The following is a 21,646-nucleotide window of genomic DNA, read 5'->3' as shown; positions in this document are numbered from 1 at the left end:
GCCCCTGCGCGCCCCGGTGCAGGGCGCGCCGCCGTACCCTTCCGCACCATCCGTACCGCGTCCGCCGTTCGCGCGGACGCTCCCTGACGAGGAGAGCCGTGCCCGAGCTGCCCGAGGTCGAGGTCGTACGCCGCGGACTGGAGCGTTGGGTACGGGGGCGAACCGTCGCCGAGGTCGAGGTGCGGCACCCGCGCGCGGTCCGCCGGCACACCGCGGGCGCCGTGGACTTCGCCACACGCCTGAAGGGGCAGCGCATCGGCGAGGCCCGGCGGCGCGGCAAGTACCTGTGGCTGCCGGTCACCGACGGCCTGTCCGTCCTGGCCCACCTGGGCATGAGCGGACAGCTCCTGGTCCAGCCGCAGGACGCCCCGGACGAGAAGCACCTGCGGATCCGCTTCACCTTCGACGACGACGCCGGCACCGAACTGCGCTTCGTCGACCAGCGGACCTTCGGCGGACTGTCGCTGCACGACGCGGTGCCCGGCGACCCCGAGGGGCTGCCCGACGTCATCGCCCACATCGCGCGCGACCCGCTCGACCCGGCCTTCGACGACGCCGCCTTCCACGAGGCGCTGCGCCGCCGCCGCACCACCGTCAAGCGCGCGCTGCTGGACCAGTCGCTGATCAGCGGTGTCGGCAACATCTACGCCGACGAGGCCCTGTGGCGCTCCCGGCTGCACTACGACCGGCCGACCGCCACCTTCACCCGCCCCCGTACCGCCGAGCTGCTCGGGCACATCCGGGACGTGATGAGCGCGGCGCTCGCCGTCGGCGGCACCAGCTTCGACAGCCTCTACGTGAACGTCAACGGGGAGTCGGGCTACTTCGAACGGTCGCTGGACGCCTACGGGCGCGAGGACGAGCCCTGCCGCCGCTGCGGCACGGCGATGCGCCGCCGCCCCTGGATGAACCGGTCCAGCTACTTCTGCCCGCGCTGCCAGCGGCCGCCGCGGCCGTAGTGGGGCTTTAGCAGCAGGGCTTTATAGGGGGCGTTGTGTCTACTGCGGGGGGCCGGCCTCAGGCGTCCGCGCGCGCCGAGTCGTACTGCTCCCGTGCCGCCAGCACTGCCGGCATCCGGCTTTCCACCAGGTCGATGAGCCCCAGCAGCCGCTCGGCCACCTCCCGCCCCAACGGGGTCAGTTCGTAGTCCACCCGCGGCGGGTTGGTCTGCTGGGCCTCGCGGCGCACCAGTCCGTCGCGCTCCAGGGCGTGCAGCGTCTGCGACAGCATCTTCTCGCTGACGCCGTCCACCCGCCGCCGCAGCTCGTTGAAGCGGAACGTGCCGTCGTGCAGCGCGCCCAGCGTCAGGCTGCCCCAGCGGTCGGTGACGTGCTTGAGCGTGTCGCGGGACGGACACGTCCGCGCGAAGACGTCGAACGCCACGTCCGTCGCCAGGTCCGTCCCGACGTCCGGGACCTGCGACACCTGCTGCAAGCTGCCCTGATGCGTCATACCACCAGCGTACTCCCGCACAGCGCTCACCAGCCCATTGCGCTTTCTAGAAGTTAGTGCTTTCCTTTGGTTAGTTGACCGCGCCGCTCGGCGTGGCACGAACGTCAGGAGTTCCGCCATGACCACGCCCGCCCCGTCCGCTTCTTCCGCCGCCTCTCCTTCCCCCGCTTCTCCGGCCGTTGCCGTCCCGCCCGTCGTCGCCGTCGCCTACCACTCGGGGTTCGGCCACACCGCGGTGCTCGCCGAGGCGGTGCGCGACGGTGCCGCCGATGCCGGGGCGACCGTCCACCTGGTCAAGGTCGATGAGATCACCGAGGAGCAGTGGGGCCTGCTCGACGCCGCCGACGCGATCGTCTTCGGCTCGCCGACCTACATGGGCACCGCGTCCGGCGCCTTCCATGTCTTCGCCGAGGCCACCTCGAAGCGCTGGGCGACCCGCGCCTGGCAGGACAAGCTCGCGGCGGGCTTCACCAACTCCGGCTCCAAGAGCGGCGACAAGCTGCACACCCTGCAGTTCTTCACCGTGCTGGCCGCCCAGCACGGCATGCACTGGGTCAGCCTCGGCCTGCTGCCCGGCTGGAACTCCTCCACCGCTTCGGAGAACGACCTCAACCGTCTCGGCATCTTCCTGGGCGCCGGCGCGCAGACCGACAGTGACCGTGGTCCGGACGGCGTCCACAAGGCCGACATAGCCACCGCCGACCACCTCGGCCGCCGGGTCGCCGCCCAGGCCGCGGTCTACGCCGCCGGCCGAGCCGCGGTCGCCGCCTGATCCGCCACCCGCCGGTGCCGGGCGCCCGCGGGCGAGGTTCGCGCCCGGCCCGCGCGCCCCGTTCCGCGCGTGCCACTCGTACGCGGGGACCTGTACACGCCGACCCACCCGCATACGCGTGCTTTCGTACGGATGGAGATGCGACCCTGTAGCCAGGGGGCCATACCTTCGGAGGTTGGGATCCGATGGCGACGAGCATGCATCTGGTCTGGAGCTCGACGGCGCCCGGCAGCGTCGTGTACGAGACACACGCGATCGAGGTGGTCGAAGAAGGCGGCGTACACGGAGAGGTGGTCAGCGAGCGGCACGAGGTCACCGTGCGCAGCCGCGCCCACGCGGAGGAGATCGCCGCCGAGCACGACTACGAGCTCTACCGCGACGGGCCGGAGTGGGAGAGCCTGCCCGAGTCCGCGGAGGACTGACCCGCCGCCGGACACCCGGCCGGAGAGGTCGGCCCGCGGCTGCCCGCCCCGGCCGGAGAAGGACGGTCCGCCGCTGCCTGCCCAGGCCGGATCAGAACCCGAAGTCCTGCGTCCACCAAGGGCCGCCGGAGCCGAAGTGGGCGCCGACTCCCAGGGTCTTGTACTCACAGTTGAGGATGTTGGCGCGGTGCCCGGAGCTGTGCATCCAGGTGTCCATCACCGCGCGGGCGTCGGCCTGGCCGCGGGCTATGTTCTCGCCGCCGAGACCGTCTATGCCCGCGGCCTTGGCCCGGTCCCACGGGCTGCGGCCGTCCGGGTCGGTGTGGTCGAAGAAGTCGCGGCGTGCCATGTCGGCACTGAAGTCGCGGGCCAGATCGCCCAGTTGGCGGTCGGCGGTCAGCGGGGAGCAGCCGGCCTTGGCGCGCTCCTGGTTGACCAGCGTCAGCACCTGGGATTCGGCGGTCGCGGGCTTGGCGCCCGGCGCGGCGGTGGCGCTCGCGGTGCTTTTCGGGGGCGCGGCGGAGGACGGGACCGTACGGCCCGGCCGTTCCGTACGGTCCCGGTCGGCGCCGGTGCCGGTGCCCGCGCCGGGGCCACTGCTGGTGTCGGGGGGCTCGGAGGGCTGCCGGGAGGTTTGGGGAGCCGACGGGGTGGCGGCGGGTGTGGGGCGTTCCCGCTCCGGGATACCGGGGCGGTCCTCGCCGCGGCTGGCCTGGCCGGTGCCGCGGTCCGAGGGCGTCACGGACGCCGCGTCGCGCGTCGGCGCGGTCGGCAGGGAGCCCGCGCGTACGCGTTCCCCGGCACCGCCGTTGCCGCTCCAGTCGTACTGGCTGCCGCCGGGCAGCAGCCCCGAGGCGACGGCGACGGCACCCATCGCCACGGCGGCCGAGGCGCCGAGCAGTCCGGTGCGCACCGGAGCGGTGCGCCGGTCGCGCGCGGAGCGGTGGCCGCGGTGGCGGCCGGCGGACGCGGGGTGCGCGGCGGCCGGGGTCCCGGTTCGTTCCGCGGCTCCGGATTCAGCGGCTCCGGCGGCTTCGGGCGATGCGGGAGCGGAGCGTCGATGGCGGCCCATCCACTGCCTTCCTTCTGTCCACACGAGCGTCAACGAGCCTCACCCGTAAGGGTGAGCCCGTTGCCGGGCGACTGTACGCCATGCCGTGCGGGGCGGATGTGCTCGCCGGGCAATTGGCCGGTTAACGTGCAGACATGAACGAAGATGTCCGCCTGACGGCCTGGGTGCGCGGCCGGGTCCAAGGTGTCGGCTTCCGGTGGTTCACCCGGGCCAACGCCCTGCGCATCGGCGGCCTTGCCGGTTTCGCCTCCAACCTCGGCGACGGCCGGGTGCAGGTCGTCGCCGAGGGTGCGCGCGAGCGCTGCGAAGAGCTTCTGGAGTGGCTGCGGAACGGCGACACGCCCGGGCGTGTCGAAGGGGTGACTGAGATCTGGGACACTCCGCGCGGCGGTTACGACGGCTTCGCGATCCGCTGACCCGCTGCGGCGCCGGGGATACGCGAACCGGCCCGCGGGTCGGTTTCGCGTGTCCCCGTCACATGCACAATGCAGTCATGACCTGGTGGTTGCCAACTGGGCCGACCCATGGAAGGCTGCCGCTGTAAGGATGATCTCCACGCCCCCGAGGCGCTTTTCTGGGGAGCCGGTCCGGCGTTGCCGTGACCGTGGGCTCCCGGGCGCCCAAGGATACGGGGCGTGATCGTGTTGACCCTCAAACCTTTTGGTGAGACTCTGGAAGCCCCGCGCACCTTAGCTGTTTGGCATTGAGCTCGCAGGATAATGACAAGCACCGCGGGTGCGAATCCCTCACGACCCACACCGCTTCGGTCGGTCACTCAGTGTGGAGGACCATCCATCATGGCAAAGGCGCTTCTCGGTTACGTCGGCGGCTCCGACCCCCGAGTCCTCTCCGAGATGCGACGGCTTCAGCAGCGCGTCCAGGACCTGGAATCCGAGCTCTTCCGGATGCAGGCCGAGAACGACATGCTGTCCGCTGCCGCACGTCACGACGACTCGATGCTGGAGAGCATCGACGTACCCCAGGCGGAGCCCGCGCTCACCTGACCCCATCCCCCGGGGCCGACGGGCTGTTCGCCAGCCGCTTGAGGCACCGCTAGCAAGATCTTCAAGGGACGCTTCGGCGTCCCTTCGTCGTTTGCGCCGTTTTCTCTTCCGTCCCGCGGCACCCTCATCGTCTGATGTGCCCTGCGCCTTCAGCGGCGAAACCGAAATCGAATAGGTGTGAGGGGAGCGGACGTACCGTCCGCGGCGCGCGGACCGCGCCGGACGCGCCTCCCGGACCGGTCGCCGACGGGCCCTCGTGCCGGGCGTTATCCGGCGGCGACCGGCCGGTAGAGTCCAACGGCGTGCATCTCAAGAGCCTGACACTGCGGGGATTCAAGTCCTTCGCCTCCGCCACGACACTGCGTTTCGAACCCGGCATCACCTGTGTCGTGGGCCCCAACGGCTCGGGCAAGTCCAATGTCGTCGACGCGCTGTCCTGGGTCATGGGCGAGCAGGGCGCCAAGTCGCTGCGCGGCGGCAAGATGGAGGACGTGATCTTCGCCGGGACCACCGGCCGGCCGCCGCTGGGCCGCGCCGAGGTCTCGCTGACCATCGACAACGCCGACGGCGCGCTGCCGATCGAGTACGCCGAGGTCACCATCACCCGCACGATGTTCCGCAACGGCGGCAGCGAGTACCAGATCAACGGCGACACCTGCCGCCTGCTGGACATCCAGGAGCTGCTGTCGGACTCCGGCATCGGCCGGGAGATGCACGTCATCGTCGGACAGGGCCAGCTCGACTCCGTCCTGCACGCCGACCCGATGGGCCGCCGCGCCTTCATCGAGGAGGCCGCCGGCGTCCTCAAGCACCGCAAGCGCAAGGAGAAGGCGCTGCGCAAGCTGGAGGCGATGAAGGCGAACCTGGCGCGGGTCCAGGACCTCACCGACGAGCTGCGCCGCCAGCTCAAGCCGCTGGGCCGGCAGGCCGCGGTGGCCCGCCGCGCCGCCGTCATCCAGGCCGACCTGCGCGACGCCCGGCTGCGGCTGCTCGCGGACGACCTGGTGACGCTGCGCGAGGCGCTGCGCGCGGAGATCGCCGACGAGGCCGCGCTCAAGCAGCGCAAGGACGCCGCCGAGGAACGGCTCAAGGAGGCTGCGCGACGCGAGGCCGCCCTGGAGGAAGAGGTGCGTACGCTCACGCCCCGGCTCCAGCGGGCCCAGCAGACGTACTACGAACTGTCGCAGCTCGCCGAACGGGTGCGCGGCACGGTCTCGCTGGCCGACGCACGGGTCAAGAGCGCGACGACCGCCCCGCCCGAGGAGCGGCGCGGCCGGGACCCGGAGGACCTGGAGCGGGAGGCGGCCCGGGTCCGCGAGCAGGAAGCCGAGTTGGAAGCCGCCCTGGAGGCGGCGAGCCGCGCGCTGGAGGACACCGCCGAGCACCGCGCCGAGCTGGAGCGGCAGCTCCAGGACGAGGAGCGGCGGCTGCGGGACGCGGCGCGCGCCCTGGCGGACCGGCGGGAGGGCCTGGCGCGGCTGCACGGGCAGGTCACCGCGGCGCGTGGCCGGGCCGCGTCCGCCCAGGCCGAGATCGGCCGGCTGGCCGCCGCCCGGGACGAGGCGCAGCAGCGCGCCGCACAGGCCCAGGAGCAGTACGAGGCGTTGAAGGCCGAGGTCGACGGGCTGGACGCGGGCGACGCCGACCTGTCGCGGCAGCACGACCACGCGAAGCGGGACCTGGCCGATGCGGAGGCCGCGCTGACCGCCGCCCGGGAGGCGCTGACGGCCGCGGAGCGGCAGCGCGCCGCGGTCTCGGCCCGGCACGACGCCCTGGCCCTCGGGCTGCGCCGCAAGGACGGGACCGGCGCGCTGCTCGGCTCGGCTGGCCGGTTGACCGGCCTGCTCGGCCCGGCCGCCGAGCTGCTGACCGTGGTGCCCGGCCACGAAGTGGCGGTGGCGGCGGCGCTCGGCGCGGCGGCGGACGCCGTGGCGGTGGCCGACCCGGCCACGGCAGCCGAAGCGATTCGCCTGCTCCGGAAGGAGGACGCGGGGCGTGCGGCCATGGTGCTGGGGGCGGGCCCGGTGTCCGAGGAGGTACGGACCCCGGACACCGGAGGCCCGCCCCTCGCGGCCGAACTGGTGCAAGGCCCCGAGGAGTTGCTGCGCTCCGTGCGGTGGCTGCTGCGGGACACCGTGGTCGTCGCCACGTTGGAGGACGCCGAGGAACTGGTGGCGTCCCGGCCGTATCTGACGGCCGTAACCTCCGAAGGCGACGTCCTCGGAGCGCATTTCGCGCAGGGCGGTTCGGCCGGCGCGCCGAGCCTGCTGGAGGTGCAGGCGTCCGTCGACGAGGCGGCGGCCGAGGCGGCCGAACTGGGCGAGCGTTGCGCCGAGCTGACAGCCGCTCAGGAAGCCGCCCGGCAGCGGCGCGACGCGTGCGCGGCACTGGCCGAGGAACTGGGGGAGCGGCGGACCGCGGCGGACCGCGAGAAGTCCCGGGTCGCGGGCGACCTGGGCCGCCTCGGCGGGCAGGCGCGCGGCGCCGCCGACGAGGCGGAGCGCTCGGCCGCCGCCGTGGCCAAGGCCGAGGAGGCGCTCGTCAGGGCGACCGAGGAGGCCGAGGAGCTGGCCGCGCGGCTGGAGGTGGCCGAGGAGGAGCCCGGCGACGAGGAGCCGGACACCTCCGTACGGGACCGGCTGGCCGCGGACGGCGCCAACGCGCGGCAGACGGAGATGGAGGCGCGCCTCCAGGTCCGTACGCACGAGGAGCGGGTCAAGGGGCTCGCGGGGCGGGCCGACGGCCTGGACCGGGCGGCGCGGGCCGAACGCGAGGCGCGCGCCCGGGCCGAGCAGCGGCGCGCGCGGGCCCGGCACGAGGCCGCGGTGGCCTCCGCGGTCGCCTCCGGGGCGCGGCAGCTGCTGGCGCATGTCGAGGTCTCGGTCGTCCGGGCCGAGGAGGAGCGGCTGGCCGCCGAGCTGGCCAAGCAGGAGCGCGAACAGGCCCTGGTGGCCGAGCGCAACGCGAGCCGGGAGCTGAAGGCGGAGCTGGACAAGCTCACCGACTCGGTGCACCGGGGCGAGGTGCTGGGCGCGGAGAAGCGCATGCGCATCGAGCAGCTGGAGGTAAAGGCGCTGGAGGAGCTGGGCGTGGAGCCCGCCGCGCTGGCCGCCGAGTACGGCCCCGACCAGCCCGTACCGCCGTCCCCCGCCGCGCAGGGCGAGGAGCTGCCCGAGGACCCGGAGCACCCGCGCAACCGGCCGGTGGCCTACGTGCGGGCCGAGCAGGAGAAGCGGCTCAAGGCCGCCGAGCGGGCGTATCAGCAGCTCGGGAAGGTGAACCCGCTCGCGCTGGAGGAGTTCGCCGCCCTGGAGGAGCGCCACCAGTTCCTCAGTGAGCAGCTTGAAGACTTGAAGAAGACCCGCGCCGACCTGCTCCGGGTGGTCAAGGAGGTCGACGAGCGCGTGGAGCAGGTCTTCACGGAGGCGTTCCGGGACACCGCGCGGGAGTTCGAGGGCGTCTTCGCGCGGCTGTTCCCGGGCGGCGAGGGGCGGCTCGTGCTGACCGACCCGGACAACATGCTCACCACCGGCCTGGACGTGGAGGCCCGCCCGCCGGGCAAGAAGGTCAAGCGGCTGTCGCTGCTGTCCGGCGGCGAGCGGTCGCTGACCGCGGTGGCCCTGCTGGTCTCGATCTTCAAGGCGCGCCCCAGCCCGTTCTACGTGATGGACGAGGTCGAGGCGGCGCTGGACGACACCAACCTGCAGCGGCTGATCGGGATCATGGAGGAGCTCCAGGAGAGCTCCCAGCTGATCGTGATCACGCACCAGAAGCGGACCATGGAGGTCGCCGACGCGCTGTACGGGGTGTCCATGCAGGGCGACGGAGTCTCGAAGGTCATCAGCCAGCGGCTGCGCTGAGCGCGGGGCGGGTAGCCGGCGCGGCGCCGGGTACTCGGTGTGACATACACGATTACTACGGCCCGCTACGGTTCATAACTTGAACGCATTGCCCCGGAAGTCGCGCCGAAACAAATTCATCACGACCTATTGACTTCGAAACTTGAAGGCATAGGGTCTGCAACGTTGCTTTTACCTTCAAGTGGTGGGTACCCCCAACCTATGCGCCACTGGAAGGGCCAGCCCCCTACGCCCGGCAGCGCAGCCGGGCACTGGAGTACACGTTGACCAGCACCGCGCCGCCGACGATTCCGGAGGGCCGCAAGGCCCAGCCGGACCACCTCGGCCACGTCATCTTCATCACCGCGGCTGCCGCGATGGGCGGCTTCCTCTTCGGCTACGACAGCTCCGTGATCAACGGCGCGGTCGAGGCGATCCGCGGCCGTTACGAGGTGGGCTCCGCGGGGCTCGCCCAGGTGATCGCCATCGCGCTGATCGGCTGCGCCATCGGTGCCGCCACGGCGGGCCGGATCGCCGACCGCATCGGCCGCATCCGGGTCATGCAGATCGCCGCGGCGCTGTTCACCGTCAGCGCGGTCGGCTCCGCGCTGCCGTTCGCCCTGTGGGACCTGGCCATGTGGCGCGTCCTGGGCGGCATCGCGATCGGTATGGCCTCGGTCATCGGCCCGGCCTACATCGCCGAGGTCGCGCCGCCCGCGTACCGGGGCCGGCTGGGCTCCTTCCAGCAGGCCGCGATCGTCATCGGCATCGCCGTCTCCCAGCTGGTGAACTGGGGCATCCTCAACCTCGCCGACGGCGACCAGCGCGGCAAGCTGGCGGGCCTGGAAGCCTGGCAGTGGATGCTCGGCGTGATGGTCGTGCCCGCCCTGCTCTACGGTCTGCTCTCGTTCGCGATCCCCGAGTCGCCCCGCTTCCTGATCTCCGTCGGCAAGACCGACAAGGCCAAGGAGGTGCTGGCCGAGGTCGAGGGCCAGGCCGTCGACCTGGATCACCGGGTCGCGGAGATCAAGGACGCGATGCGCCGGGAGCACAAGTCCAGCTTCAAGGACCTGCTCGGCGGCAAGGCCGGCTTCCTGCCGATCGTCTGGGTCGGTATCGGCCTGTCGGTCTTCCAGCAGCTCGTCGGCATCAACGTGGCGTTCTACTACTCCTCGACGCTGTGGCAGTCCGTCGGCATCAACCCGAGCAGCTCGTTCTTCTACAGCTTCACCACCTCGATCATCAACATCATCGGCACCGTGATCGCGATGATCTTCGTGGACAAGATCGGCCGCCGTCCGCTGGCGCTGATCGGCTCCGCCGGTATGGCCGTCTCGCTCGCCCTGGAGGCATGGGCCTTCGCGTCGAAGACGGGCGACACGCTGCCGACCGCGCAGGGCACCGTCGCCCTGATCGCCGCCCACTCCTTCGTGCTCTTCTTCGCCCTGTCCTGGGGTGTCGTGGTGTGGGTCTTCCTCGGCGAGATGTTCCCGAACAAGATCCGCGCCGCCGCGCTCGGTGTCGCCGCCTGCGCGCAGTGGATCGCCAACTGGGCCATCACGGCCAGCTTCCCGAGCCTTTCCGACTGGAACCTTTCGGGTACGTACGTGATCTACACGGTCTTCGCTCTGCTCTCGATCCCCTTCGTGCTGAAATTCGTGAAGGAGACCAAGGGCAAGGCGTTGGAGGAGATGGGCTAACACCCCCCGCCAGCCCTTCTCCTCAGTTGTGGGCAGCTGCCCCGGTCCGTCCTGCGGATCGGGGCAGCTCCTTCATTACGGGGGCTTTTCCGCGGCGCTCCCTTTTCCCGCCGCGCGGCGTTCCGTACCGCAATCGTGGAGCGGTGGACGCTTCAACCTTTTCCCGGGTGCCGCCCGCGCCCGCTCCGATCGTTCCCGGCGTGCCGCCTCAGCCGCCCGTCAGACGCGGAACCACCCGCTCCGCGAACAGGTGTACGGAACGCCAGCCTTCGTCCACCGGCATCCCGCCGCACAACGGATGCAGGATCAGCGACCCCGACGGCCCCGCTTCCGCGGCCAGCCGCACGCATTCCTCCGGCGTCACGATCTGGTAGATCCCCTCCTGGCGCAGCGCCTCGGCGTCCCCGGCGGCGGACCGCACGGCCGACCGGGCACCGGCGGCCTGCCAGGATGTGTACGTACGCGCCTCATGGAGCAGATGCGCGCCGTACAAGGCCCACGCCCGGTCCGGATCCTCGGACACATGCAGCAGACACGTCCGCTCGGCGGGCTGGAGCACCCAGCCCTCGGTCCCGTACGCGGCGCGCCGCGCGTGGTAGTAGGCCTCCAGCTCCGGCAGATGCGCGCTGGGGAACAGTGGCAGGCCCAGCCGCGCGGCCCGGCGCGCGGCGGCCCGGGAGGCGCCGCCGACCAGCAGGAGCGGGTGCGGCTGCGTGTACGGGCGCGGGGTGATCCGTACCGTACGGCCCCGATAGCGGAACGGTTCCCCCGTCCAGGCGGCCAGCAGCGTCTCCAGCACCTCGTCCTGGAGCTTGCCGCGCCACTGCCAGTCCCGGCCGTGCGCGGCGTACTCCTCGGGCCGGTAGCCGATGCCCGCGACGGTGACCAGCCGGCCCTCGCTCAGCAGGTCCAGTACGGCGATCTCCTCGGCCAGCCGCAGCGGGTCGTGCAGCGGCGTGATCAGCGCGGAGACGGTGACCGTGATCCGCCGGGTGGCGCCGAGGACGGCGCCGGCGAAGGCCAGCGGCGCGGGCATCCAGCCGTTGTCCGTGGCGTGGTGCTCCTCGGTCTGGACGGTGCTCAGGCCCCGCTCGTCGGCGAAGACGGCCATCTCCACGGCGGCCCGGTAGCGGGCGGCGAGCGAGGCGGGGGTGGGGGAGGGGTCGGCGAGATTGAAGCGCAGGACCGTTACGGGCATGGCGAACGTCCCCTTCACCGAGGGCCGTGGCCCGGTTGGCGAAGGGGACGTTAGCTGACGTCACATCAGGTGAGAAGGGTGCGGGGGCCGAATCAGCCGACCGGCGCAGGCTCCTTCTCCAGGGTGGCGGCGCCCGCGGGCACCGTCTCCTTCGGCTTCGGCAGCACCGCGAAGACCACCGCGGCGATCAGGATCGTGGCCGCCCAGCCCAGGCCGTGCTTGCCCGGCCAGGTCTCGGCCAGCGGACCGGTGAACCAGGTGACCTTGGTCAGGCACAGGCCCACCACCAGCGCCGCGCCCCAGGCGGTCAGCGCCTGCCAGCAGAAGCCGCCCGCGTACCAGTAGCGGCTGGTGCGTGTGGTGTCCATCAGGCTGTCGCCGTCGTAGCGGACCGCCATGTTCCGGCGGCGCGCCATGTCGACGGCGTACACGCCGATCCACGCGGAGAAGGACACCGCCAGCAGGGTCAGGAAGGTGATGAACTGGCCGATGAAGTCCTTGGCCACCAGCATCATGAACGCGCCGCCGACCAGGCTGATGATCGCGTTGATGCTCACCGCCAGGGCGCGCGGCAGCTTGACGCCCATGGTCTGCGCGGTGAAACCGGCCGAGTACATCGACAGGCTGTTGATCAGCAGCATCCCGACCAGCGCGGTGATCAGGTACGGCACCGCCAGCCAGGTCGGCAGCACCTCGCCGAGGAAGGACATCGGGTCGGTGTTCTGGTTGGCCAGGTCCGGCTTGGAGACGGCCATGATGCCGCCCATCAGCACCATCGGCACGAGCACCAGGGCCGCGCCGGAGATGGTGGTGCCGACGATCTTCTTGCCGGAGGCGGAGTGCGGCAGGTAGCGCGCGAAGTCCGGACCGGTGGGCACCCAGCTGATGCCGCCCGCCGCGATGGTGCCGATACCGGCGATCATCAGGGCGGTGCTGCCCGCCGACTGGGAGAAGATCTTCCCCCACGGCATCTCGGCGATCAGGTACACCAGCACCATGACGCTGAAGATGCTGAACAGGTACGTCGAGTACTTGTTGCAGATGTTCAGCGCCTTCCGGCCCATGCCGCTGACCAGGAACGTCGTGGCGACGAAGAGCAGCAGCGTGATGACGGTGAGGACGTTGTTGGCCTCGATGCCGAACAGCAGCTTCAGAACGGTGAGCACCGCGTACGCGCCGCTGACCGCGTTGATCGTCTCCCAGCCGAACCGGGCCACCCACAGGATCGCGCCGGGGAAGTAGTTGCCCCGCACACCGAAGGCGGCGCGGGAGAGCATCGCGCCCGGGGCGCCGCCCCACTTGCCGGAGACCGACAGCACACCGACCATGCCGAAGGAGACGACGGAGGCGATGGCGGCCACGATCAGGACCTGCCAGAAGTTCAGGCCGTTGGTGATCACCAGGGAGGCACCCATGGTGAGCAGCAGCACGCTGATGTTGGCGGCGACCCAGGTGGGGAAGAGCTCGCGGACGCGGCCGTGGCGTTCGTGGTCGGGGACGGGCTCGATGCCTCGTTGCTCGACGGCGCCTTCGGTTTCAGGAGCGGACAGGGTGTCCGTGGACGTGGTGCCCATGGTGCAGGTGTCTCCGTGCGGGTTCAGGCAGCGGCTGTGATGCCTGGCGAAGGGGAGGGGGTTGCCAGGACTCTACGCGCGTTGCGCAGCCGAGAGCTATCGTACTTTGATCCAACTTCGGTCATTGCGCCTTGTTGTGTCCACTGATGACCGGTGACCGTCCCCCATCTCGTCCGAGTATCCGGGCCGATCGGCCCTGGCGCAGGTCAGGCGGTGCGCCCGGCGCTGGGCGCGGGCGCTTCGACCACCGGCCCGCGCTGGGAGACACGGAAGTCCGCGAGCCGTGGAAACGCGTCCGCGTCGTCGGTCGGCGGTCGGATCCACGTCTCGTTGATCTCCCGCTTGAGCGCCTTGGCGAAACCTGCGGGCGCCTGCCGCAGCGCGCGCTCCCGGCCGGTCGTGGACGCTGCTCCAGTGCTTCCCAGGTCGAGGCAGGTCGTGTACGGGGCGGGCGCGAAGCGGGCCGGCGGCAGTCCGAGCAGCTCGGCCGCCACGTTGTGACCGGCGAACTTACCCTGCGGTACGGCGTGCTGGCAGCACTTACCTTGCGGTACTGCGCGGTGGCAGCTCTGCGTGACGGTACGGCCGTCCTCCGCCGGGCCCGCCGCGGTGTCCCCGGCCGCGTACACATCAGGCACACCGGCCACCCGCAGGTACGTGTCCGCCACGAGCCGCTCCAGCCCGTCGCATGCGGCGGGGATCTGCCGCCGCCAGCGGGTCGGCCGGTACGCCCCGCGGTCCACGCGGCCGTACGGGCGGCGATCTTCGAACCGTCGGAAAGGCGGGCGGTCTGCTCGCTCGCCCCTGGGGCACGATGACGCCGAGGCGGCGTTCGACGCCCAGCTCGTCCAGTGCGCGGACGATCACGGGTCGGGGCGGGGCGGGTCGGGCCGGGCCGGGCCGCGTCGCCGAGCCTCGTGCCGACCACCGGGGCGCGCTCGGCCGGGGCTACGCGCACCTCGTGCGGCGCACCGTGCGGCGGCGATGGCCCGTAGGCGGCCTCGGGGAACGCCGGGCGGACGAGCCGGCTGCCGGTGGCCAGCGCCGGACGCCCGTACGGGATCTCCGTACGGGCCCCGTCCGCGAGCGTGGCCGTGACACGGTGCCGCGCGGTGTCGACCGCGATGGCGGTGGCGCCGATCCGCCGTACGCCCGCCGGGCCGAGGGCCGGTCGAGGGGGCGCGCATCCGCCCTGGCCCCGGCTCGTACAGGCGCGGGCGCAGCACCAGGTCGGAGCCCGGGAGAGCAGGGCGACCGAGCGGTTCGCGCCATGCTCGCGCAGCAGCCGTACGGCACCGGCCGCGCACCAGGCCGGCGAACCCGCCGCCCAAAATCGGGACGTAAGACGTCCGGATTCCCCACCCCGGTGCCCCGAGGACGGACCCGCGGCGAATGAACCTGGATATGACGCATCCAGGTTCGGCGTGTGCGGTCCCGCACGGCGGGGTGTGACCGATACTGGACGGGTTATGGAAATCGTCATCCTTGCTGTAGTCATCGCTGTGGTCGCGCTCGGCGCGATCAGCGGGCTCGTCGTCAGCAGCCGCAGAAAGAAGCAGCAGCTGCCGCCGGCCCCGCCGACCACCCCGTCCGTCACCGCGCCTCCTGCGGAACCGCAGGTCGGTGAGGACGCCGAGACCCCCCGCGACGAAAGCCGTCGCACCATAGAGGAAGTCGACCTGCCGCCCGCCGAGGCGCCCGTCGAGGAGCCGGCGACCGAGGCGCCGCCCGCCCCCGCGGCACCCGAGGTGGAGGTCCCGGAGCCGACCGCCGGCCGCCTGGTGCGGCTGCGCGCCCGGCTCTCCCGCTCCCAGAACTCGCTGGGCAAGGGCCTGCTGACGCTGCTGTCCCGCGAGCACCTCGACGAGGACACCTGGGAGGAGATCGAGGACACCCTGCTCACCGCCGACGTGGGCGTCGCGCCCACGCAGGAGCTGGTCGAGCGGCTGCGCGAGCGAGTGAAGGTGCTCGGCACCCGTACCCCCGAGGAACTGCGCGGCCTGCTGCGCGAGGAACTGCTCAAGCTGATCGGCACGGACGCCGACCGCGCGGTCGCCACCGACAACGCGATCGGCAAGGACGGCCAGGAGATCCCCGGCGTCGTCATGGTCGTCGGCGTCAACGGCACCGGCAAGACCACCACCACCGGCAAGCTGGCCCGGGTCCTGGTCGCCGACGGCAAGTCGGTCGTCCTGGGCGCCGCGGACACCTTCCGCGCCGCAGCGGCCGACCAGCTCCAGACCTGGGGCGAGCGGGTCGGCGCCCGTACCGTCCGCGGCCCGGAGGGCGGCGACCCCGCCTCGATCGCCTTCGACGCGGTGAAGGAAGGTATCGCCGAAAGCGCCGACGTGGTCCTCATCGACACGGCGGGCCGTCTGCACACCAAGACCGGCCTGATGGACGAGCTGGGCAAGGTCAAGCGGGTCGTCGAGAAGCACGGCCCGGTCGGCGAGATCCTCCTCGTCCTGGACGCCACCACCGGCCAGAACGGCCTGGTGCAGGCCCGTGTCTTCGCTGAGGTCGTGGACATCACCGGCGTCGTGCTGACCAAGCTGGACGGCACGGCCAAGGGCGGCATCATCGTCGCGGTCCAGCGCGAACTGGGCGTACCGGTCAAGCTGGTCGGCCTCGGCGAGGGCGCGGACGATCTCGCGCCGTTCGAGCCGGAGGCTTTCGTGGACGCCCTGATCGGCGACTAGGCCGCATCGATGGCCTTACGGGCATGGTCGGCCTTACGGACAGGGTCCGGAAGGCCCGGAAGAAGAGCCCCGCAGCGCGCTTGTGCGCTGCGGGGCTTCTTTGTGGGTGGGGGAGCGGGGTGCGGGTTTGGGGCCGGGGCGGGGCTCCGGTAGGGGCCCCGAATTCCCTCCGTTACGCGGCCGACCGGTGACACACGTACGCGAGCGTGCCCAGCAGCAGCCGGGCCTGCGGCGGCTGCCCGGCCGTGTCCAGGGTGGGTGGGCGCAGCCACCGCATCGGGCCGAGCCCGCCGAGGTCGGACGGCGGCGCGGTGACGTGGTCGCCGGGGCCGCGCGAGCACAGGTCGAGGGCGGCGTCGTCCCAGCCCATCCGGTAGAGCAGGCCGGGCAGACCGGTGGCGGCGCCGGGCGCCACGAAGAACAGTGCGCGCCCCGTCGGCGTGGCGGCCACCGGGCCGAGCGGCAGCCCCATCCGCTCCAGCCGTACGAGCGCGCTGCGCCCCGCAGCCTCCGGCACTTCGAGCACGTCGAACGTCCGGCCCACCGGGAGCAGTACGGCCGCGCCGGGCGTCCTGGCCCATGCGGCGACGGCCTCTTCGAGCGTCGCGCCGGCCTTCAGGCCGTCCGCGAAGGGCAGCGGGTGGTCGCCGGGGGAGGGGCAGTCGTCCGCACCGCACGAACAGACCGTGCGCCCGCTGCCGGCGCGGGCCGCACGGGCGCCGGGCACCACGTCCCACCCCCACAGCCCCGTGTACTCCGCCACCGCCGTGCTCTCGGTCGAGCGGGCGCGACGCCGTGAACCGGACCGAATGTCGCGGATGCCGCCGATCGTGAAGCCCATGCCTCCTCCAACGGGTGGTGTCTGCCAGTGGTTACGTGCCGGAGCGCGTTCGTGACACTCGGTCAGGAAGGTGGCGGGGTTGTGGTGCAGTGTGATGCGGCGGGTGGTGCGACGCGCGACGCGCGCCTCCGCGTGCTCCTTTCCGTCCGTCCCCTCTCGACCTGTGTCAAGTCAATCGCGAGGACCGGTCGGGGAGTTCATTCAAAGGGGTGGCGAATGGTGGCGTTTAGCGGATCGCCCTCGCCGCGGGCGTGATCGTAGGATTACTTTCAGTGCACGACCTGGGGTGAAGTGCCGAGGGCGTGGTTATGCCGGGGGCAACGCACCGGCGGGTGAACCCTCCCGATTCGGGTTGGCCGGATTCCGTGTTCGGGTAGATCCACCCCGTACCGGTCGCCGCAACGGACGGCATCCTGTGGGAGATTCACGGGACACGGCCGCGACGCACAGCGGCAATATGGCCGTGCGGAGCGGTGCGGCGGCCCGGTGGGCCACGCGCACGGTGCCACGTACGGCGGTGGAGTGACGACCGGCGAAGTGTCACGAAGAGCAGCGACGACGAACAGCGGACGCCAGGACAAGCGACGGCAGGACGAGCGGCCCCGGACATACGGGCAGCGCGCGGCACCACAGCAGAGGCAGCACAAACGGAAACGAACGTACCGGCGCGATCCGTAGGACAAGCGGAAGAAGCGCGGCACGCGCGCGAGAAGCGCGGGGCGCGCACAGGCAGTGCAGGTCGAGCAGGAGAAGCAGGACGGAGCAGCGAACCGGCGCCGCGCAGGGAACCGGGGCCGGGCGGAGAACGAATACCGGGCAGCGAAACCAGGAACGGCCCGAAGAAGCGGCCGGCGCGAGAAGGAGACCCGGCGGAAGAGACGCGGACGAGGCGGTGCCGGTAAGCGGAAGAAGCGGCACCCGTTAGTACGGACAGCAGAAGACGAAGGCACAACGCCGGCAGGACCACCGGAACGAACAGCGGCAGCCGGACCGAGCAGTACCGGCACCGGAAACGGCACCACAACGAAGGGCGCGGCGGCGGAAGAAGACCGCCGCGGCCCCGGCGCGGCCGGGGCACCGACGGCGCGGCACATTCCGTACCGCACCGCTCGGGGCGGCGACCACGGCAGCCACACCGCACCGGCGCAGCGCGGCGCCAGGGCGGCAGCACCGTAAACAGCACACCAGTTCACGAAAACCGGAAGCAACGAAGAGCGGCGATGCGAAGCGATGACGCGACGCAGTGAAGCAAGGCAGCAATCGGAATGGGGGCGTTCCAGTGGGCGGCAGTGGCGGCACCGGCGCTGACAAGCGCCCCAACGAACCGTTGGGCTCATGGTTCGTGCGCAGCGGCTGGTCGAAGGGCGAGCTGGCACGACAGGTCAACCGGCGCGCACGCCAGATGGGCGCGCACCACATCAGCACCGACACCTCGCGCGTACGGCGCTGGCTGGACGGCGAGCAGCCGCGCGAGCCGATCCCGCGCATCCTCTCCGAGCTGTTCTCGGAACGGTTCGGCTGCGTGGTCGGCATCGAGGACCTCGGGCTGCGCTCGGCGCACCAGTCCCCTTCCGTGTCCGGCGTCGACCTGCCCTGGGCAGGCCCGCAGACGGTCTCCCTGATCAGCGAGTTCTCCCGCAGCGACCTGATGCTGGCGCGGCGCGGCTTCCTGGGCACCTCCCTGGCGCTGGCCGCCGGGCCCGCCCTCATCGAGCCGATGCAGCGCTGGCTGGTGCCGGTCTCCCCGGGCCAGGCGGCCGCCGCCCAGCAGGCCGCGCAGGAGCGCTCCCGGCGCTCCAACCGGCTGTCGAAACCGGAACTGGACCTGCTGGAGTCGACGACCGTGATGTTCCGCCAGTGGGACGCCCAGTGCGGTGGCGGCCTGCGCCGCAAGGCGGTGGTCGGCCAGCTCCACGAGGTCACCGACCTGCTCCAGGAACCGCAGAGCGAAGAAGTCTCCAAGCGGCTTTTCAAGGTCGCCGCCGAACTGGCCGAACTGGCCGGCTGGATGAGCTACGACATCGGACTGCAGCCCACAGCTCAGAAGTACTTCGTGCTCGCGCTGCACGCCTCCAAGGAAGCCGGCGACCGCCCGCTCGGCTCGTACATCCTCTCCAGCATGAGCCGCCAGATGATCCACCTCGACCGCCCCGACGACGCCCTGGAGCTCATCCACCTCGCGCAGTACGGCAGCCGCGAATCGGCTACGCCCCGCACCCAGGCGATGTTGTATGCGATGGAGGCGCGGGCGTACGCGAGCATGGGCCAGCCGGGCAAGGTCAAGCGGGCCGTGCGGATGGCCGAGGACACCTACTCCGACGTGGCGCCCGGCGAGCCCGAGCCGGACTGGATCCGCTTCTTCTCGGAGGCCGAGCTGAACGCGGAGAACGCCCACTCCTACCGCGACCTCGCCTACGTCGCCGGGCGCAGCCCCACGTACGCCTCCCTCGCCAATCCGGTGATGCAGCGGGCGGTGGAGCTCTTCGCCAAGGACGCGGAGCACCAGCGTTCCTACGCCCTCAACCTGATCGGGATGGCGACCGTGCACCTGCTCCAGAAGGAGCCGGAACAGTGCGCGGTCCTGGCGCAGCAGGCCATACCCCTGGCGAAGAAGGTCCGCTCGGAGCGGGTCAACACCCGGCTGCGCAAGACCGTGGACACCGCCGCGCGCAACTTCGAGAACGTCTCCGAGGTGATCCAGCTCAGCGAGGAACTGGCCGAGCAACTGCCGGAGACCGGCGCGGAGGCCGTCTGACAGCACTCCCACAGACCCCGGCCGCGGCCCGTCACCCCGTACAGCTCGACTCGGCTCCCCCACGCCAGGTCACATGGGTGATGGCCGCGGTCGGCTGTGTGAGTGGGGGGTGTGGGTGGGGTGGCTGGGGAATCGGCGTGTGGGTAGGGGCACGGTCCGGTGGCGTCTCGGCGTACGGGCGCGGTCCGGTCGGCGTCTCGGTGTACGGGTACGGGCACGGTCCGGTCGGGGTGGCTGGGGGCGGTGCCCGGAGTGGTCGTTTCGGCTGGTTGCTGAGGGGCGCCGGGCGTGGCGGGCCGATCTCGCTATTCACCGGGGCGTAACACTGACGCAGGCTTCGTCACCGGGGAGAAACACCGGTGGGTCATGGCCGAAACGGTGCTGCGAAAGCCTCGTGGCGAAAGTCGGCCCACCCGAACCCCACCCGCACGGGCCGCATCGACGACAGGAGGCGCCGATGCCCCCAGGCATCATGACGCTCGCAGCAGACAAGGCCACCCTGAGTCCGGCCAACACCGGATTCATGCTGATCTGCACCGCACTGGTGATGCTCATGACCCCCGCGCTCGCCTTCTTCTACGGCGGCATGGTCCGGGTCAAGAGCGTCCTGAACATGCTGATGATGAGCTTCATCAGCCTGGGCATCGTCACCGTCCTATGGGTCCTTTACGGCTTCGGGCTGGCCTTCGGCCAGGACAACGGCGGCTTCCTCGGCTGGACCGGCGACTTCGCCGGGCTCGGCGGCATCGGCCTGACCGAACTGTGGGGCACCACCACCATCCCGGTCTACGTCTTCGCGGTCTTCCAGCTGATGTTCGCGGTGATCACACCCGCGCTGATCAGCGGCGCCCTCGCGGACCGGGTGAAGTTCACCGCCTGGGCGCTGTTCATCGCCCTGTGGGCCACCGTCGTCTACTTCCCCGTCGCGCACTGGGTGTGGGCCGAGGGCGGCTGGCTCTTCGACCTGGGCGTCATCGACTTCGCCGGCGGCACGGCCGTCCACATCAACGCGGGCGCCGCGGCACTCGGCGTGATCCTCGTGGTCGGCAAGCGCATCGGTTTCAAGAAGGACCCGATGCGGCCGCACAGCCTGCCGCTGGTGATGCTCGGCGCCGGACTCCTGTGGTTCGGCTGGTTCGGCTTCAACGCGGGCTCCTGGCTCAACAACGACGACGGGGTGGGCGCGGTCGCCTTCGTCGACACCCAGGTCGCCACGGCCGCCGCGATGCTCGGCTGGCTCGGCTACGAAAAGCTGCGGCATGGCTCCTTCACCACCCTGGGCGCGGCGTCCGGCGCGGTGGCAGGACTGGTCGCGATCACTCCGGCGTGCGGCGCGGTCAGCCCGCTCGGCGCCATCGCGGTCGGCGTGATCGCCGGTGTGCTGTGCGCGATGGCGGTCGGGCTGAAGTACCGCTTCGGATACGACGACTCCCTCGACGTGGTGGGCGTCCACCTCGTCGGCGGCGTCGTCGGCTCCCTGCTCATCGGCCTGTTCGCGACCGGCGGCGTGCAGAGCGACGCCAAGGGCCTCTTCTACGGCGGCGGTCTCGAACAGCTGGGCAAGCAGGCCGTGGGCGTCGTCTGCGTCCTGTCGTACTCCTTGGTCGTCTCCTTCCTCCTGGCCAAGATCATCGACTGGGTGATGGGCTTCCGGGTCTCCGAGGACGAGGAGGTCGCGGGCGTCGACCAGGCCGCGCACGCGGAGACGGCGTACGACTTCGGCGGTACGGGCGGAGGCGCGGTGGCGCGCCCGGGAGCGGGGGCGGCCGCGGGCGGCGCTCCGTCCCACGGCGACGGCCCGGGCCGGTCGAAGCACCAGGACACGGCCGCGGCTTCCGGTAAGGCACCGGCCTCCGGAGAAACGTCGGCTTCCGGCAAGGAAAAGAGTGTGGACGCGTGAAGCTCATCACGGCAGTGATCAAGCCGTACCGGCTCGACGAGGTGAAGGAGGCCCTGCAGTCGTTCGGCGTACAGGGCCTGACCGTCACCGAGGCCAGCGGATACGGCCGGCAGCGCGGCCACACGGAGGTGTACCGGGGCGCGGAGTACACCGTCGACCTGGTGCCGAAGGTCCGCATCGAGGTGCTGGTGGACGACGCGGACGCCGCAGAACTGATGGACATCGTGGTCAAGGCGGCCCGCACCGGCAAGATCGGCGACGGAAAGGTGTGGAGCGTCCCCGTCGAGGAGGCGGTCCGCGTGCGCACGGGGGAGCGGGGGCCGGACGCGTTGTAGGGGTGGGGTGGCGGCGGGGCCGGGGCGGTACGCCGACGTCGCGTGGCCGCCGTCCGCAGGTGAAGGGGACCGCGAGGGAGGGG

17 protein-coding genes are annotated in these 21,646 nt (G+C 71.6%); 11 read left to right on the top strand and 6 right to left on the bottom strand.

What is annotated here, in order from left to right:
- Positions 1–98 precede the first annotated feature (98 nt).
- Complete coding sequence (gene mutM, locus CP984_RS11145; protein WP_003986648.1) at positions 99–959, top strand: bifunctional DNA-formamidopyrimidine glycosylase/DNA-(apurinic or apyrimidinic site) lyase; 861 nt, start codon at positions 99–101, stop codon at positions 957–959.
- Positions 960–1,017: 58 nt separating this feature from the next.
- On the opposite strand, the gene CP984_RS11140 is transcribed toward mutM, so the two are convergent.
- A complete protein-coding gene (locus tag CP984_RS11140) occupies positions 1,018–1,452 on the bottom strand; it encodes a winged helix-turn-helix transcriptional regulator (RefSeq protein WP_003986649.1) in 435 nt (144 codons plus the stop codon).
- Positions 1,453–1,570: 118 nt separating this feature from the next.
- Between CP984_RS11140 and CP984_RS11135 the strand changes: the two genes are divergently transcribed.
- Positions 1,571–2,224, top strand: coding sequence for a flavodoxin family protein (locus CP984_RS11135; RefSeq protein WP_129820989.1), 654 nt, complete (start codon positions 1,571–1,573; stop codon positions 2,222–2,224).
- 185 nt (positions 2,225–2,409) lie between these two features.
- The gene (locus tag CP984_RS11130) at positions 2,410–2,646 is read left to right on the top strand and encodes a hypothetical protein (RefSeq protein ID WP_003987226.1); all 237 of its coding nucleotides are present in this window, start codon (positions 2,410–2,412) and stop codon (positions 2,644–2,646) included.
- Positions 2,647–2,737: 91 nt separating this feature from the next.
- Here the strand turns inward: CP984_RS11130 and CP984_RS11125 are convergent, their stop codons facing one another.
- Entirely contained in the window at positions 2,738–3,718 is a 981-nt protein-coding gene (locus tag CP984_RS11125; RefSeq protein ID WP_003987227.1) for a CAP domain-containing protein, read from the bottom strand.
- 134 nt (positions 3,719–3,852) lie between these two features.
- Here CP984_RS11125 and CP984_RS11120 point away from each other — a divergent pair, with 134 nt between their 5' ends.
- The 4 genes from CP984_RS11120 to CP984_RS11105 all read left to right on the top strand — a co-directional run bounded on the left by CP984_RS11120 (position 3,853) and on the right by CP984_RS11105 (position 10,261).
- Positions 3,853–4,134: an acylphosphatase gene (locus CP984_RS11120; protein ID WP_003987228.1), complete on the top strand. Its 282-nt coding sequence runs from the start codon at positions 3,853–3,855 to the stop codon at positions 4,132–4,134.
- A gap of 381 nt (positions 4,135–4,515) precedes the next feature.
- Positions 4,516–4,722, top strand: a complete 207-nt coding sequence (locus CP984_RS11115) for a hypothetical protein (RefSeq protein ID WP_003987229.1) — start codon at positions 4,516–4,518, stop codon at positions 4,720–4,722.
- Between the two features lie 302 nt (positions 4,723–5,024).
- On the top strand, positions 5,025–8,582 hold the full coding sequence (smc, locus tag CP984_RS11110; protein WP_030185435.1) for a chromosome segregation protein SMC: 3,558 nt from the start codon (positions 5,025–5,027) through the stop codon (positions 8,580–8,582).
- Positions 8,583–8,845: 263 nt separating this feature from the next.
- Positions 8,846–10,261 carry a sugar porter family MFS transporter gene (locus CP984_RS11105; RefSeq protein ID WP_003987013.1) on the top strand — a complete coding sequence of 472 codons (1,416 nt, stop codon included), beginning with the start codon at positions 8,846–8,848 and terminating at the stop codon, positions 10,259–10,261.
- 208 nt (positions 10,262–10,469) lie between these two features.
- Here CP984_RS11105 and CP984_RS11100 read toward each other — a convergent pair whose 3' ends face one another.
- The 3 genes from CP984_RS11100 to CP984_RS41240 all read right to left on the bottom strand — a co-directional run bounded on the left by CP984_RS11100 (position 10,470) and on the right by CP984_RS41240 (position 13,701).
- Positions 10,470–11,459, bottom strand: coding sequence for an LLM class flavin-dependent oxidoreductase (locus CP984_RS11100; RefSeq protein WP_003987014.1), 990 nt, complete (start codon positions 11,457–11,459; stop codon positions 10,470–10,472).
- Between the two features lie 92 nt (positions 11,460–11,551).
- A complete protein-coding gene (locus tag CP984_RS11095) occupies positions 11,552–13,033 on the bottom strand; it encodes a purine-cytosine permease family protein (RefSeq protein ID WP_003987015.1) in 1,482 nt (493 codons plus the stop codon).
- Positions 13,034–13,239: 206 nt separating this feature from the next.
- The gene (locus tag CP984_RS41240) at positions 13,240–13,701 is read right to left on the bottom strand and encodes an NAD(P)/FAD-dependent oxidoreductase (RefSeq protein ID WP_157849572.1); all 462 of its coding nucleotides are present in this window, start codon (positions 13,699–13,701) and stop codon (positions 13,240–13,242) included.
- 801 nt (positions 13,702–14,502) lie between these two features.
- Between CP984_RS41240 and ftsY the strand changes: the two genes are divergently transcribed.
- Positions 14,503–15,732 (top strand): signal recognition particle-docking protein FtsY, encoded by a 1,230-nt coding sequence (ftsY, locus tag CP984_RS11085; RefSeq protein WP_003980248.1) that lies wholly within the window; start codon positions 14,503–14,505, stop codon positions 15,730–15,732.
- 172 nt (positions 15,733–15,904) lie between these two features.
- Here the strand turns inward: ftsY and CP984_RS11080 are convergent, their stop codons facing one another.
- Entirely contained in the window at positions 15,905–16,573 is a 669-nt protein-coding gene (locus CP984_RS11080) for a bifunctional DNA primase/polymerase (RefSeq protein WP_003980247.1), read from the bottom strand.
- Between the two features lie 1,279 nt (positions 16,574–17,852).
- Here CP984_RS11080 and nsdA point away from each other — a divergent pair.
- The 3 genes from nsdA to CP984_RS11065 all read left to right on the top strand — a co-directional run bounded on the left by nsdA (position 17,853) and on the right by CP984_RS11065 (position 21,563).
- Positions 17,853–19,328, top strand: coding sequence for a transcriptional repressor NsdA (gene nsdA / locus CP984_RS11075; protein WP_003980246.1), 1,476 nt, complete (start codon positions 17,853–17,855; stop codon positions 19,326–19,328).
- A 457-nt stretch (positions 19,329–19,785) separates the two neighbouring features.
- Positions 19,786–21,228, top strand: a complete 1,443-nt coding sequence (locus CP984_RS11070; protein ID WP_030185427.1) for an ammonium transporter — start codon at positions 19,786–19,788, stop codon at positions 21,226–21,228.
- The gene (locus tag CP984_RS11065; protein WP_003980244.1) at positions 21,225–21,563 is read left to right on the top strand and encodes a P-II family nitrogen regulator; all 339 of its coding nucleotides are present in this window, start codon (positions 21,225–21,227) and stop codon (positions 21,561–21,563) included. Before CP984_RS11070 ends, CP984_RS11065 begins: the two co-directional genes overlap by 4 nt.
- The last annotated feature ends 83 nt before the right edge of the window (positions 21,564–21,646 follow it).

The sequence above is a fragment of the Streptomyces rimosus genome (assembly GCF_008704655.1).
GTDB classification, from domain to species: Bacteria; Actinomycetota; Actinomycetes; order Streptomycetales; family Streptomycetaceae; genus Streptomyces; species Streptomyces rimosus.
Note: the sequence above shows the minus strand (reverse complement) of the source record. Positions and strands in the feature narration are given on the sequence as shown.

What these genes read in the sequence shown, in the direction of transcription:
- ftsY (WP_003980248.1), top strand. Translation starts at nt 14,503, where the DNA reads ATGGAAATCGTCATCCTTGCTGTAGTCATCGCTGTGGTCGCGCTCGGC.
- CP984_RS11070 (WP_030185427.1), top strand. Translation starts at nt 19,786, where the DNA reads ATGCCCCCAGGCATCATGACGCTCGCAGCAGACAAGGCCACCCTGAGT.
- CP984_RS11135 (WP_129820989.1), top strand. Translation starts at nt 1,571, where the DNA reads ATGACCACGCCCGCCCCGTCCGCTTCTTCCGCCGCCTCTCCTTCCCCC.
- CP984_RS11100 (WP_003987014.1), bottom strand. Translation starts at nt 11,459, where the DNA reads ATGCCCGTAACGGTCCTGCGCTTCAATCTCGCCGACCCCTCCCCCACC.
- CP984_RS11125 (WP_003987227.1), bottom strand. Translation starts at nt 3,718, where the DNA reads ATGGGCCGCCATCGACGCTCCGCTCCCGCATCGCCCGAAGCCGCCGGA.
- CP984_RS11115 (WP_003987229.1), top strand. Translation starts at nt 4,516, where the DNA reads ATGGCAAAGGCGCTTCTCGGTTACGTCGGCGGCTCCGACCCCCGAGTC.
- CP984_RS11095 (WP_003987015.1), bottom strand. Translation starts at nt 13,033, where the DNA reads ATGGGCACCACGTCCACGGACACCCTGTCCGCTCCTGAAACCGAAGGC.
- CP984_RS11080 (WP_003980247.1), bottom strand. Translation starts at nt 16,573, where the DNA reads ATGGGCTTCACGATCGGCGGCATCCGCGACATTCGGTCCGGTTCACGG.
- CP984_RS11120 (WP_003987228.1), top strand. Translation starts at nt 3,853, where the DNA reads ATGAACGAAGATGTCCGCCTGACGGCCTGGGTGCGCGGCCGGGTCCAA.
- CP984_RS11130 (WP_003987226.1), top strand. Translation starts at nt 2,410, where the DNA reads ATGGCGACGAGCATGCATCTGGTCTGGAGCTCGACGGCGCCCGGCAGC.
- CP984_RS11140 (WP_003986649.1), bottom strand. Translation starts at nt 1,452, where the DNA reads ATGACGCATCAGGGCAGCTTGCAGCAGGTGTCGCAGGTCCCGGACGTC.